Source organism: Actinosynnema sp. NPDC050436 (assembly GCF_040655415.1).
Classification (GTDB): domain Bacteria; phylum Actinomycetota; class Actinomycetes; order Mycobacteriales; family Pseudonocardiaceae; genus Actinosynnema.
In genome coordinates this window covers 263,533-276,593 of the sequence record NZ_JBFAJV010000004.1, presented here as the reverse complement: position 1 = coordinate 276,593, position 13,061 = coordinate 263,533, and the positions used below count along the sequence as shown (strand labels likewise).

Sequence of the window (13,061 nt, the reverse complement as noted above, 5' to 3'; positions counted from 1 at the left end):
TCACCGCTCCCGGACGAACAGCGACTGGGCGGTGCGCCCCACCGGCCCCCGCGCGTCGTGCAGCACGCTGCCCGCCACGCCGACGCCCGTCGGGCCCACCACCGTCTCGGCGTCCAGCGCGAACCACTCGCCGACCGGCTCGCGGTGCAGGTGCAGGTGCACCGACAGGTCGGTGTTGATCGCGTACCACGTCGAGAGGTCCAGCCGGCTCGACACCCCGCTGGCCGAATCGGCCACGGTGAACAGCCGCTGGAGCGCGGTGGGCTCCTCGCCGGCCACGACCGCGACCCGGGGCCGCGCCCACACCACCGCGTCACCGGGGGTGAACACGCCGCCCGACACCGAGCGCCACTCCATCGCGGCCAGGTAGCCGCACCGCCGGTCGTCCGGGACCGCCATCGGCCCGCACCCCTCGGGCGGCACCAGCGGCTCGCCCCCGCCGGACGCCACCGCCGACGACCCGCCACGCCCGCGCCCGCAGGACCGGCCGCCCTCCGTGCGCCAGGGCAGCGGAGAGCAACTCCACCGAGCGGCCGGGCCGCTCCAGCCCCGCCGTCACCTCCAGCTCGGCCACCGGGACCGGGCCGAGCACCTCGAACGTGACGCGGGACAGCACCGCCCCGGGCCGCGCCGCCGTCCGCTCCAGGGCGCGCACCAGCAGCGCGGACGGCGGGCCCAGGTGCTGGTGATCGTCGGTCCACGGGCCGGCGGTGCTCCCGGTGGCGGCGAACCGGTGCTCGTCGAGCCGCTCGTAGAACGCGGTCATCAGTCCGCGCGGTCCAGTGCGCTCTCCTGCCCCGCGTCCGGCTCCGGCCAGCCCGGGTAGGGCGGCGGTGTGCCGTCGAACGCCGGGCACAGCGCCTTGTGGTCGCAGTAGTCGCACAGCCGGCCGGGGTTCGGCCGGAAGTCGCCGGTCCGAGCCGCCCGCAGGATCGCGTCCCAGATGGCCTCCAGGGTGCGTTCGAACCGGCTCAGCTCGGCCTCGTCCGGCGTGTAGGCCAGCGCCTGCCGGTCGGCCAGGTACATCAGCCGGAGCTGCCGGGGCACCTCGCCGCGCAGCCGCCACAGCACCAGCGCGTAGAACTTCATCTGGAACAGCGCCTTGGCCTCGCCCACCTCGCGCGGCGCCGCGCCGGTCTTGTAGTCGACCACCCGGATCTCGCCGGTCGGCGCCACGTCCACGCGGTCGACGTAGCCGCGCAGCAGGACGCCGGACGGCAGCTCCCACTCCACCAGCAGCTCCCGCGCGTCGGCGTCGAAGCGGCGCGGGTCCTCCAGGGTGAAGTAGCCGTCCAGCAGCCCCGCCGCGGATGCCAGCCAGTCGGCCTGCTCGGACTCCTCCGCGCCGGTGAACAGGTCGGCGAACTCGGGCCGCTCGGCGCGCACCCGCTCCCAGGCGGGCCCGACCAGGGCGCGGGCGCGCTCCGGCAGGCGCTCGGCGGCGGGCAGGCCGAACAGGTCCTCCAGCACGGCGTGCACGACGGTGCCCCGGACCTGCGCCCTGGTCGGCTTCTCCGGCAGCCGGTCGACCGCCCGGAAGCGGTACAGCAGCGGGCACTGCTTGAAGTCGCCCGCGCGGGAGGGCGACAGGGCGGGCCTGCGCACGGGGCGCTCGGTGATCGTCGGCACTGCCATGCCCGAAACGATAGGGCAGACCCCCGACAAGATCGGGATCACCGGACCGCGCGGGCCGCCCGCGCGGGCGTGTCACAGCGTCAACACACCTCAGCACCTACCCTTTCGCCGTGGTGACCAAGGAGAGCTGGCGGCGGCAGGTCGGGCGGGACGGTGGGCTGCCGCTGTTCCGGGCCGCCGGGATCCCGGTGCTGCTCGCGCCCTCCTGGTGGCTGGGCTCGGCCGCGATCGTGGTGCTCTACGCACCCCTGGTCGGGCGGATCGCACCGGGCACCGGCGGACTGGCCGGCGTGGTGCTCGCCGCGACCTTCGCGGTGTTCCTCGGGCTCTCCGTGCTCGCCCACGAACTCGGGCACAGCCTGGTCGCGCTGCGGCTGGGCCTGCCGGTGCGGCGGCTGCGGCTGTTCCTGCTCGGCGGCGTGTCCGAGGTCATGCGCACGCCCGCCAAGCCCGGTCACGAGGGGTTGATCGCGGCGGCCGGGCCGATCGTGTCGATCGTGCTGGCCGGGCTGTTCGCGCTGGGCGCGATGGCGATCCCGCACCCCGACGCCGTGTGGCTGCTGATCGCGCAGACCGCGTTCGCCAACGCCGCCGTGGCGGTGTTCAACCTGCTGCCGGGCCTGCCGCTGGACGGCGGGCGCATCCTGCGCGCCGGCGTGTGGGCGATCACCGGCCGGCGCTCGGCCGGCACCGCCGCCGCCGTGGCCGGCGGCGGGCTGGTGGCGGCGGCGCTGGTGGTCTGGGCGGTCTGGGGGCTGCTCGCGGGCAGCGAGGACCGCTGGATCCGGTTCGGCGTCTGCCTGGTCACCGCGTGGTTCGTGGTGGCCGGCGCGCGCGGCGAGATGACCGCCGAGCGCAAGCACTCCTGGCCGGACGGGCTGACCCTGACCGAGCTGGTCCGGCCGGTGCTCCAACTGCCCGCCGAGAGCCCGGTGTCCGGGGCGCTCACGGCGTCCGCCGGGCGCGGGGTCGTCCTGGTCCGCGCGGACGGCGTGGCCGCCGGCCTGCTCGACCGCGACCTGGCGCGGCGGCTGGCCTCCACCTCGCCGCACGCGCCGGCGGAGCAGGCCGCCGTGCCGATCCGGCCGGAGACGGTGCTGCTGGAGAACGAGACCGGCGCCGAGGTCGTCGACCGCGTGCAGGGCACCGCCGCCTGGGAGTACCTGGTGGTCGACCTGGAAGGACGGCCTGCGGGCGTGCTGCGGCGCGAGGACCTCAAGGCCGCCCTGGACCGTCGCTGAGCAGCCCGGCGTCCTGCGCCAGGATCGCCGCCTGCACCCGCGACCTCAGGTCGAGCTTCGTCAGCACCCGCGACACGTGCGTCTTCACGGTCGTCTCGCCGATGTGCAGCTTTCGCCCGATCTGGTGATTCGACAGCCCTTCGCCGAGGCACCGCAGGACGTCCACCTCGCGCTCGGTCAACGCGTCGAGCGCCGGCGGGCGGCTGCGCGGCGCGGACGACGCGAACTCGCGCATCAGCCGCCGCGTCACGCTCGGCGCGAGCACCCCGTCCCCCGACGCCACCTGCCGCACGGCCTCCACCAGCGCGGGGGCCTCCACGGACTTCAGCAGGAACCCCGCCGCGCCCGCGCGCAACGCCCCGTGCACGTACTCGTCCAGGTCGAACGTGGTCAGCACGAGCACCTCGCACACGCCGGCGAGCTGCCGGGTCGCCTCGATGCCGTCCACGCCGGGCATCCGGATGTCCATCAGCACCACGTCCGGCCGCAGCTCGCGCGCCATCCGCACGGCCGCCGCGCCGTCCGCCGCCTCGCCCACCACCTCGATGCCCGCCGCGCCGCCCAGGATCATCACCAGGCCCGCGCGGATCGCCGCGTGGTCGTCCGCCACCACCACGGTCGTCGCAGGTACCCGCCCCGAAGCGGGCGACGGGTCCATCACGGGGTCGATCACAGGGTCGATCACAGGGGGAGCACCGCCCGTACCAGCCACTGGTCGCCGTCCCGGCCCGCGCTGAACGTGCCCCGGACCGCGTGCGCGCGTTCGGCCATGCTCACCAACCCCGTCCCCGATCCTTCCGCCGACTCGCGGGCCGTGTTGCGCACGGTCACCACCAGCCGCCTCAACTGCCGTTCCACCCGCACCGTCGCCGACGCGCCGTGTTTGAGCGCGTTGGTCAACGCCTCCTGGAGGATGCGGTACGCCGCCACGTCCACGGCGACCGGCAGCCCGTCCACGCGGTCCATCTCGAAGTCCACGTCCAGCCCGCCGGCGCGGGCCGAGTCGACCAGCCGCCCCGAGTCGGCCAGCCGGACCGCCACCGGCTCGTCCACCGGGTCGTCGGCCCGCAGCACGTCGATCATGGTCCGCATCTCCTCCAGCGACCGCACGCTGTTCTCCCGGACGGACCGCAGCACCGTCCGCACGGTCTGCGAGTCCGCGGGCATGGACAGCACCGCCTCCGACTGGATGGCGATCGCGGACAGGTGCCCGGCGATCACGTCGTGCAGGTCGCGCGCCATCCGGTTGCGCTCGGCGTCGACCGCCGCGCGCCGGTCCAGCTCCGCGATCCGGGCCACCTGGACCGCGCTGTCGCGGTGCTGCCGGATGTTCGTCGCCCACCACACCGGCACCCCGAACAGCGAGAACACCTGGAAACCGGCGTAGAGCGACTCCCGCCAGTCCAGCAGCACCGCCACGGTCAGCGTCAGGCCGAGCGTGGCGGTGGCCACGACGCCCACCAGCGCCCGGTGCAGCCTGCGCGGCCCTTCCAGGGTCACCACGAACAGCGCGTCGACGAACACCATGATCACCGGCAGGCTCAGCCCCCGGGTCAGGTCGACCGCCGCTGCCGCCGCGACCACGACCAGTGCGAACGCGGGCGCGCTGCGGCGGAACGCCGCCCCCGCGCACGCCAAGGCCAGGATCGCCAGGTGCTCCCCGAGGGTGGTCGGCCGCTCGGTGCCGCCGATGATCAGGTGCAGCCGGAGGTGGTAGATCAGCATCCCGAGGGCGAAGAAGCCGACCGCGACCAGCAGGTCGCGTCTCTTCGGGCGGAACTCCACCCCCGCATCTCAGCACACCGCCGCAGCGGCGGTCGTCCTTCGAAGTGATGACGCCGGGTCGGTCCGCCCGCCGACGCGCCGTGCCCGCGCCGACCAGCAGTGTTCTCCTCGTGGGCGAACTGCTGGTCGTGGTCATCGTGGCGTGTGAGATCGGTTTCTGGGTCGTGCTGGGGGCGGGGTTGCTCGCCCGGTACGCGCTGCGGCGGCCGAAGCTGGGCGCGGTGCTGCTGGTGTGCACGCCGCTGGTGGACGTGGTGCTGCTGGCGGCGACCGTCTTCGACCTGCGATCGGGGGGCGAGGCGAAGCCGGCGCACGGGTTGGCGGCCATCTACCTGGGGGTCAGCGTCGCGTTCGGGCACAGCATGTTGCGCTGGGCCGACCAGCGGTTCGCCCACCGGTTCGCGGGCGGGCCGCCGCCGGTCAAGCCGCCCAAGCACGGTGCCGAGCGGGTCCGCCACGAGTGGCGCGAGTGGTTCAAGTTCGTGCTCGCGCTGGCCGTCACCGGTGCCGTGGTGCTGCTGCTCACCCACGTCGTGAGCACGCCGGAGCGCACGCAGGTGCTCCGGGGGACCTTGGACGTCATGACGCTGGTCGGCGCGATCTGGCTGGTCGGCTGGCCCGTCTACTACTCGGTGAAGGAGGCGGGCAGGAAAGCCGCCGGGAGGGGGGAGTGATGCGGGAGTTCGTCGGGATCATCCTGCTGGTGCCGCAGGGGCTGGTGCCGCTGGTCCTGCTGGCGCTCGACGTCGACAGCAAGGGGTGGCTGCTCGCGCTGCACCTGCCGCCGTGGGCGCAGCTGCCCGCCGCGATCGCCTTCGCGGTCGTCGGCGCGGTGCTCACGGTGTCCGGCGTCCGCGCGGACAGAGGCCGCTGAGCTGGGCCGCCGGGCCTTCTGCGACCATCGTGCGCCGTTGTTCGCAGGTTCGTTCAGGAGGTTCGCCGCGGTGAGCACCGCCAGTGGTCCGTTCCAGCCCGGAGACCGGGTGCAGTTGACCGACCCGAAGGGACGGCACTACACGATCGTGCTCGAACCGGGCAAGGAGTACCACACCCACCGGGGCGCGCTGTCGCACGACAGGCTGATCGGGCAGCCGGAGGGGTCGGTCGTCACCTCGGTGGGCGGCACGTCGTTCCTGGCGCTGCGCCCGCTGCTGGCGGACTACGTGCTGTCCATGCCGCGCGGTGCCCAGGTGATCTACCCCAAGGACGCGGCGCAGATCGTGATGTACGGCGACGTGTTCCCCGGTGCCCGGGTGCTGGAAGCCGGTGCCGGGTCCGGTGCCCTGACCTGCTCGTTGCTGCGCGCGGTGGGGGAGAAGGGCAGCGTCACCTCCTACGAGGTGCGCCAGGACCACGCCGACCACGCCATCCGCAACGTCGAGCAGTTCTTCGGCGAGCGGCCCGGCAACTGGTCGCTCACGGTCAGCGACCTCGCCGAGCACGAGGGCGAGGTCGACCGGGTCGTGCTGGACATGCTCTCGCCGTGGGAGGTCCTGCCGACCGTGGCCCGCAGCCTCATCCCCGGCGGCGTGCTGGTCGTGTACGTGGCGACCACGACGCAGCTGTCCAAGGTCACCGAGGCCATCCGCGAGCAGCAGCACTGGACCGAGCCGCACGCGTGGGAGACGCTGGTCCGCCCGTGGCACGTGGTGGGCCTCGCGGTGCGCCCGGAACACCGCATGATCGGCCACACGGCGTTCCTGCTGACCACCCGGCGGCTCGCCGACGGTGTCACGCCGCCCCGCCCGCAGCGTCGCCCGTCCAAGGGCTGACAAGCCGCTGAACAGCGAAAACGGCCCGCGCACCGCAGTGCGTGGGCCGTTTTGGCGCGGCTACTTCTTCTCGCAGGCCACCCAGCCGTCGTCGGTCTTGACGAACGGCACCTTGTCGGTCGTGTCGCCCTTCATGAGGTCCTTGAACTCATCGGGGACGCCTTCCAACTTGATGGCGATCTCCGCCTCGGCGTGCGTGTCGTCCTTCTCGGTGACGTTGTTGACGGTGGCGGTCAGCTTGATGTTCTTCGCCGCCTCCTGCATCGACTTCATCTTGTCCTGGAGCTCCGGGGGCAGGCTGCCGAGGCTCTTCTCGATCTCCTTGTTGATCGCCTCCGGGTCGAACGCCTTCTTCAGGTCGTCGATCTCGTCCTGGTCCTCGGCGCAGGTCAGCGAGCGCAGCTTGTCGTAGTCCTTGTTCGACAGGGCCGCCGCGAAGCTGTCCGCCGCGTCCTTGGGCGAGCTGTTGCCGCCACCCAGCGTGAGCAGCAGGACCACCACGACGCCGATGACCAGCACGCCGCCGCCCGCCAGGATCCACGGCAGGGGGCTCTTCTTGCGCGGCGGGCCGTACGGGTCGCCGAACCCACCCGGCTGCCCGAACTGGCCGGGCTGCCCGTACCCGGGTTGGCCGTACTGCTCGCCCTGTCCGGGCTGGCCGTACCCGGGCCGGCCGTACTGGTCACCCTGGCCCGGCTGCCCGTACCCCGGCTGCCCGTAGGGCTGCTGCTGGCCCGGGTTCGGCTGCCCCGGCTGGCCGTACGGCTGCTGGGGCGGCGGGAAACCACCCGACGGGGGGCCGTACCCGGGTTGCGGCTGCCCACCCTGTGGGAAGTCCTGGGGCGGGGGCGGGTACCCGCCGGGCTGGTGCCCCTGACCCGGCTGCTGCCCGTGGCCGGGGTGGTGGCCGGGCTGCTGACCGTGCGGGCCGGGCTGCTGGGGCGGGACCGACATCACGTTCTCCTAGAACTTTGCGCTGGTGACAGTGGAGACTGCCCCGGAACACGAAGTGGTACTCGTACTTGGACGCACGGTAGCGGGTCGGTGGTTCCGTCAGACACCGGTATGGAGCAGTTCATCCGGCCGAGCGGGGGAAGGTGTGATCACACGACCTCCGCGACCGGCCGGGGTAGCCGCTTTTGTCGGTGATCGCCGGTACCGTTGTCGTACGAACACGGGAGGAGGGTGCCGACATGCAGCACGGTCATCCCGGCAGCCGGCCCGATGAGGGCGGCGAGCTGAACAAAGGCAACAACTCTGGTGAGCTGACAGCGCAGATCAGGTTCCTGGAGGACGAGATCGCGCTGTTGCGCCGCAAGTTGACGGAATCCCCACGACACGTCCGCCTGCTGGAGCAACGGCTGGCGGAGGCCACGGAACGCGTCAGCCAGCTGACCGAGCGCAACACGAAGCTCATCGACACCCTTCGAGAAGCACGGAGCCAGCTCCTCGCGCTGCGCGAGGAGGTGGACCGCCTGGCCCAGCCTCCCAGCGGGTACGGCGTGTTCCTGGCGCGGTTCGAGGACGGCACGGTGGACGTGTTCACCTCCGGCCGCCGGATGCGTGTCTCGGTGTCGCCGGCCGTCGAGTCGGCGTCGCTCGTGCTCGGCCAGTCGGTGCGCCTGAACGAGGCGCTCACCGTGGTCGAGGGCGGCGACTTCGAGCGGACCGGCGAGGTCTGCACGCTGCGCGAGGTCCTGGAGGCGGACGCCGAGGCGTCCATCGGCCGGGCCCTGGTCGTCGGCCACGCCGACGAGGAGCGCGTCGTGTGGCTCGCGCAGCCGCTGATGGACGCCCCGCTCAAGTCGGGCGACTCGCTGCTGGTCGACTCCAAGGCCGGGTTCGCCTACGAGCGGGTGCCGAAGGCCGAGGTCGAGGACCTGGTGCTGGAGGAGGTGCCGGACGTCAAGTACGAGGACATCGGCGGCCTGTTCCGGCAGATCGAGCAGATCCGCGACGCCGTGGAGCTGCCGTTCCTGCACGCCGACCTGTTCCGCGAGTACAAGCTGCGCCCGCCCAAGGGCGTGCTGCTCTACGGCCCTCCCGGCTGCGGCAAGACGCTCATCGCCAAGGCCGTGGCGAACTCCCTGGCCAAGCAGGTCGCCGCCGCGCGCGGTGACGACCACCGCGAGGCGAAGAGCTACTTCCTCAACATCAAGGGCCCCGAGCTGCTCAACAAGTTCGTGGGCGAGACCGAGCGCCACATCCGGCTCATCTTCCAGCGCGCCCGGGAGAAGGCGTCCGAGGGCACCCCGGTGATCGTGTTCTTCGACGAGATGGACTCGATCTTCCGGACCCGGGGCAGCGGCGTGTCCTCCGACGTCGAGACGACGATCGTGCCCCAGCTCCTCAGCGAGATCGACGGCGTCGAGGGCCTGGAGAACGTGATCGTGATCGGCGCGTCCAACCGCGAGGACATGATCGACCCGGCGATCCTGCGGCCGGGCCGGCTGGACGTGAAGATCAAGATCGAACGTCCCGACGCCGAGGGCGCGAAGGACATCTTCAACAAGTACCTGACGCCCGACCTGCCGATCCACGCCGACGACCTGGCGGAGTTCGGCGGCGACCCGTCGGCCTGCATCGACGGCATGGTGCAGCACACCGTCGAGCGCATGTACGAGGAGTCGGAGGAGAACCGGTTCCTGGAGGTCACCTACGCCAACGGTGACAAGGAGGTCCTGTACTTCCGGGACTTCAACTCGGGCGCGATGATCCAGAACATCGTCGACCGGGCCAAGAAGGCGGCCATCAAGAGCCTGCTGGACACCAAGCAGCCGGGCTTGTCGGTGCGGCACCTGCTCGACGCGATCGTGGACGAGTTCGCGGAGAACGAGGACCTGCCGAACACGACGAACCCGGACGACTGGGCCCGGATCTCCGGCAAGAAGGGCGAGCGGATCGTGTACATCCGCACCCTCGTGACCGGCAAGAACCAGGAATCCGGTCGGGCCATAGACACCGCCACCAACACCGGCCAGTACCTCTAGGCACGACCCGGAGCGAGCCCGCCCGGCCACCCGGCCGGGCGGGCTCGTCCGCGTCACCCGGGCGTGACCAGCCCGGACTCGTAGGCGGCGATCACCAGCTGGGCGCGGTCGCGGGCCTGGAGCTTGTGCAGCAACCGCCCGATGTGGGTCTTGACGGTGCCCACGGACAGGTGCAGCTCCTGGGTGATCTCGGTGTTCGACAGGCCCCGGGCGATCAGCGCGAGCACCTCCTGCTCGCGCTCGGTGACCCCGGTCAGCCGGACCGCCCTCCGCTGCGGGGTGCGGGCGAACTCGGCGATCAGCCGCCGGGTGACCGAGGGGGACAGCAGGCCGTCCCCGTCTGCGACCACCCGGATGGCGGCCAGCAGCTCGGCGGGAGGCGTGTCCTTGAGCAGGAAGCCGCTGGCCCCGGCCCGCAGCGCCGCGTACACGTACTCGTCCAGGTCGAACGTGGTCAGGATGAGCACCCGGGCGGGGCAGGACGCCGAGATCTCCCGGGTGGCGGCGATCCCGTCCACCCCGGGCATCCGCACGTCCATCAGCACCACGTGCGGCGAGGTCTCCCGCACGACGGACACCGCCTCGGCCCCGTCCGCCGCCTCGCCGACCACCCGCAGGTCGGGGGCCGAGTCCACCAGGACCCGGAAGCTGCCGCGCAGCAGCGCCTGGTCGTCCACCACCACCACGTCGATCACGCGAACGGCACCTCGGCCGCCACCCGGAAGCCGCCGCCGCCCACCGGCCCCGCCGCGAACGTCCCCCCGTACACCGCCACCCGCTCCCTCATCCCGATCAGCCCGTGCCCGCCGCCGCCCGTGAGCACCCGCTCGCCGGGGCCGTCGTCCACGACGGAGATCCGCACGGCGGACTCGCCGACGTCGACCGCCACCGAGCAGCGGGCGGGCGCGGCGTGCTTGACCACGTTGGTCACCGACTCCTGCACGATCCGGAACACGGTCAGCCCGAGCGCCTCGGGCAGCTCGCCGCCGGTCACCGACAGGTCCACCGGCACGCCGGCCAGCGACGCGCGCTGCACCAGGCCGGGCAGGTCCGGCAGGCCGGGCATCGGCGCCAGGTCGGCCGGGGAGTCGGCCCGCAGCACGCCCAGCAGCCGCCGCATCTCCACCAGCGTGCTGCGGCCGGTGGTCTCGATGACCCGCAGCGCCTCCCGGGCCTGCTCGGGCTGCTCGGCGGCCACGTGGTTCGCCACGCCGGCCTTCACCGCGATCAGCGACAGGCTGTGCGCGACCACGTCGTGCAGCTCCCGCGCGATCCGCATCCGCTCGTCCACGACGGCGCGCGCGGCCTGTTCGGCGGCGGTGCGCTCCGCGTACTCCCGGCGCACCCGCGTGGACCGGCCCAGGGCCCAGGCCCCGCTGGTCAGCAGCACGACGAACGCCGCCAGGCCGATGTTGTCCGGCCACGCCTCGCCGATGAAGATCGTCGCGGTCGACAGCGCCAGCGTGCACACCAGCGCCGTCGTGGCTCGTTCGCGCGGCAGCAGCGCCGCGACCATGTACAGCGCGAACGCCGTGGGCGTGAACGGTTCCAGGGTGATGCTCAGCGTCGTCGCGGTGCTCTGCGCGACCAGCACGACGCCGAACGCCGCCAACGGCCACTTCCGGCGGACGGCCAGCGGCAGCCCGATCAGCACGGCCAGCGCGTACCCCAGCCACAGCGGCACGCTCGCCGAGCGGAGGGCGGCGAACTCCAGGTACACCGCCACCACGGCCGCGCTCGCGGCCACGTCGAGCGCGAAGAGGTACGCGGTGGGCAGCCACCGGGCGATGCGGGGGATCACCGGCCGAACCTAACCGGCCGCCCCCGGCCGGCGCATCGGACCGTGGTCCGACCCGGGCCGAAGACCCCCGTCCGATCCGCCGGGCCGCCGCGACCGCGACGCTCGTCGCCGTGATCGAAGTACGCGAACTGACCAAGCGGTACGGCAGCGCACGGGCGGTGGACGGCCTGAGCTTCCGGGTGGAGCCCGGCTACGTCGCCGGCTTCCTGGGCCCCAACGGCGCGGGGAAGTCCACCACGATGCGCGCCATCCTGGGCCTGGACCGCCCCACGTCCGGCGAAGCGCTCGTCAACGGCCGCTCCTACGTAGACATCGAACACCCCATGCGGCACGTCGGCGCGCTCTTGGACGCGGGCGCGGTGCACGGCGGTCGCAGCGCCTACAACCACCTGTACGTGCTGGCGCGCAGCAACGGCATCGGTCGCAGCCGCGTCGTGCACACCCTCGAACAGGTCGGGCTCGCGGGCGTGGCCGACCGGAGGGTGGCGACGCTGTCGCTGGGCATGAAGCAGCGCCTCGGCGTGGCCGCCGCGCTCCTGGGCGACCCGGGCGTGCTGCTGTTCGACGAGCCGGTCAACGGCCTGGACCCGGAGGGCATCCGGTGGATCCGGCACCTCATGCGCGGCCTGGCCGCCGAGGGGCGGACGGTGCTGGTCTCCAGCCACGTGATGAGCGAGATGGCGCTGACCGCCGACCGCGTGGTCGTGATCGGCCGGGGCAGGCTGATCCTGGAGGCGTCCGTCCGGGAGCTGGCCGACCGGTTCGACCGCGACGTGCTGGTCCGCACGGGCCGGCGGGCCGAACTCGCCGAGGCGCTGCGCCGCGCGGGCGCGTCGGTCCGGCCGGAGGAGGACGCGCTGGCCGTGCACGGGATGACCGCCCACGACATCGGCGAGCTGGCGGCGCGCGACCACGTCCCGCTGCACGAGCTGACCCCGCGCTCGGCGTCCCTGGAGGACGCCTACCTGGAGCTGACCGACGACAGCGTCGAGCACCGCACCGGGGCGGTGGCCCGGTGACCGACGTCCTGGCCGCCGAGTTCCTCAAGCTCCGGACCGTCCGCTCGACGCCGTACCTGCTGCTGTCGCTCGCGCTGACGCTCGCGGCGGGCGTGCTGGTGTCCTACCTGATGACCGCCGACTACGACGCGCAGCCGCCCGAGGTGCAGGCCAGGTTCGGGGCGGCCGACCCCGGCATGGTCGTGGTGACCTTCGGGCAGTTCGTGCTCGGCGTGCTGGGCGCGCTGGCGGTCACCGCCGAGTACGGCAGCGGCATGATCCGCACCGCGCTGGTGTCCGTGCCCCGGCGCCGGGCGCTGCTGGCGGCCAAGACCGCCGTCGTCGGAGGGGTGTCGGCGGCCGTGGGGGCGGTGGTGACGCTGCTGGCGTACCTGGCGGGCGAGGTGATCACAGGCGACCGGCCGAAGCCGATCTCGGCCTACGACTCGTTCGCCGAGGCGTGGCCCGGCCTGGCGGCGAGCACGGCGTCACTGGCGCTGCTGGGCCTGCTGGGGCTGGGCCTCGGGTTCCTGCTGAGGTCCACGGCGGGAGCGCTGGTCACGTTGAGCGGGCTGCTGTTCGTGCTGCCGGGGCTGACCATGCTGCTGCCGGCGCCGTGGGACGAGCGGGTGGGCGCGGTGATGCTGCCGAGCCTGCCGGGGCAGCTCGCCGGGTACGTGCCGGACTCGCCGTTGGGCATCGGGGGAGCGGCGCTGGTCGTGCTCGCGTACCTGGTGGCGGCACTGGGCGGGGGAGCGGTGGCGCTGCTGCGGCGGGACGCCTGAGCGCCTTGACGGACGCGGAAGGCGGTCACTACAGTCCGAACGGGATAGTAAGGA

At 73.0% G+C, this 13,061-nt stretch carries 13 protein-coding genes and 1 pseudogene; 7 read left to right on the top strand and 7 right to left on the bottom strand.

What is annotated here, in order from left to right; translation table 11 throughout:
- A pseudogene (locus AB0I60_RS13660) lies at positions 1-766 on the bottom strand (thioesterase family protein).
- Positions 766-1,635 carry a RecB family exonuclease gene (locus AB0I60_RS13655; RefSeq protein WP_360729127.1) on the bottom strand — a complete coding sequence of 290 codons (870 nt, stop codon included), beginning with the start codon at positions 1,633-1,635 and terminating at the stop codon, positions 766-768. The pseudogene AB0I60_RS13660 and the gene AB0I60_RS13655 overlap by 1 nt, the downstream one beginning before the upstream one ends.
- A gap of 110 nt (positions 1,636-1,745) precedes the next feature.
- Here AB0I60_RS13655 and AB0I60_RS13650 point away from each other — a divergent pair, with 110 nt between their 5' ends.
- Positions 1,746-2,876, top strand: a complete 1,131-nt coding sequence (locus tag AB0I60_RS13650; RefSeq protein ID WP_360729124.1) for a site-2 protease family protein — start codon at positions 1,746-1,748, stop codon at positions 2,874-2,876.
- Here AB0I60_RS13650 and AB0I60_RS13645 read toward each other — a convergent pair.
- Complete coding sequence (locus AB0I60_RS13645; protein ID WP_360729692.1) at positions 2,851-3,534, bottom strand: response regulator transcription factor; 684 nt, start codon at positions 3,532-3,534, stop codon at positions 2,851-2,853. The genes AB0I60_RS13650 and AB0I60_RS13645 overlap by 26 nt on opposite strands.
- 23 nt (positions 3,535-3,557) lie before the next feature.
- The gene (locus tag AB0I60_RS13640; protein ID WP_360729122.1) at positions 3,558-4,661 is read right to left on the bottom strand and encodes a histidine kinase; all 1,104 of its coding nucleotides are present in this window, start codon (positions 4,659-4,661) and stop codon (positions 3,558-3,560) included.
- A gap of 110 nt (positions 4,662-4,771) precedes the next feature.
- Here AB0I60_RS13640 and AB0I60_RS13635 point away from each other — a divergent pair, with 110 nt between their 5' ends.
- The 3 genes from AB0I60_RS13635 to AB0I60_RS13625 all read left to right on the top strand — a co-directional run bounded on the left by AB0I60_RS13635 (position 4,772) and on the right by AB0I60_RS13625 (position 6,433).
- The gene (locus AB0I60_RS13635) at positions 4,772-5,335 is read left to right on the top strand and encodes a hypothetical protein (protein WP_360729120.1); all 564 of its coding nucleotides are present in this window, start codon (positions 4,772-4,774) and stop codon (positions 5,333-5,335) included.
- Positions 5,335-5,535, top strand: a complete 201-nt coding sequence (locus AB0I60_RS13630; RefSeq protein ID WP_360729117.1) for a hypothetical protein — start codon at positions 5,335-5,337, stop codon at positions 5,533-5,535. The genes AB0I60_RS13635 and AB0I60_RS13630 overlap by 1 nt, the downstream gene beginning before the upstream one ends.
- Before the next feature lie 70 nt (positions 5,536-5,605).
- Positions 5,606-6,433, top strand: a complete 828-nt coding sequence (locus tag AB0I60_RS13625; protein ID WP_360729114.1) for a tRNA (adenine-N1)-methyltransferase — start codon at positions 5,606-5,608, stop codon at positions 6,431-6,433.
- Between the two features lie 60 nt (positions 6,434-6,493).
- On the opposite strand, the gene AB0I60_RS13620 is transcribed toward AB0I60_RS13625, so the two are convergent.
- Positions 6,494-7,387: a hypothetical protein gene (locus tag AB0I60_RS13620; RefSeq protein ID WP_360729112.1), complete on the bottom strand. Its 894-nt coding sequence runs from the start codon at positions 7,385-7,387 to the stop codon at positions 6,494-6,496.
- 239 nt (positions 7,388-7,626) lie between these two features.
- Here AB0I60_RS13620 and arc point away from each other — a divergent pair, with 239 nt between their 5' ends.
- Complete coding sequence (gene arc / locus AB0I60_RS13615) at positions 7,627-9,423, top strand: proteasome ATPase (RefSeq protein WP_360729109.1); 1,797 nt, start codon at positions 7,627-7,629, stop codon at positions 9,421-9,423.
- Positions 9,424-9,476: 53 nt separating this feature from the next.
- Here arc and AB0I60_RS13610 read toward each other — a convergent pair whose 3' ends face one another.
- Positions 9,477-10,118, bottom strand: coding sequence for a response regulator transcription factor (locus tag AB0I60_RS13610; protein WP_360729106.1), 642 nt, complete (start codon positions 10,116-10,118; stop codon positions 9,477-9,479).
- The gene (locus tag AB0I60_RS13605) at positions 10,115-11,224 is read right to left on the bottom strand and encodes a histidine kinase (RefSeq protein ID WP_360729104.1); all 1,110 of its coding nucleotides are present in this window, start codon (positions 11,222-11,224) and stop codon (positions 10,115-10,117) included. Before AB0I60_RS13605 ends, AB0I60_RS13610 begins: the two co-directional genes overlap by 4 nt.
- A gap of 110 nt (positions 11,225-11,334) precedes the next feature.
- On the opposite strand from AB0I60_RS13605, the gene AB0I60_RS13600 reads away from it, so the two are divergent.
- On the top strand, positions 11,335-12,243 hold the full coding sequence (locus AB0I60_RS13600; protein WP_360729101.1) for an ATP-binding cassette domain-containing protein: 909 nt from the start codon (positions 11,335-11,337) through the stop codon (positions 12,241-12,243).
- Positions 12,240-13,007 carry an ABC transporter permease gene (locus AB0I60_RS13595; protein WP_360729098.1) on the top strand — a complete coding sequence of 256 codons (768 nt, stop codon included), beginning with the start codon at positions 12,240-12,242 and terminating at the stop codon, positions 13,005-13,007. Before AB0I60_RS13600 ends, AB0I60_RS13595 begins: the two co-directional genes overlap by 4 nt.
- Positions 13,008-13,061 lie beyond the last annotated feature (54 nt).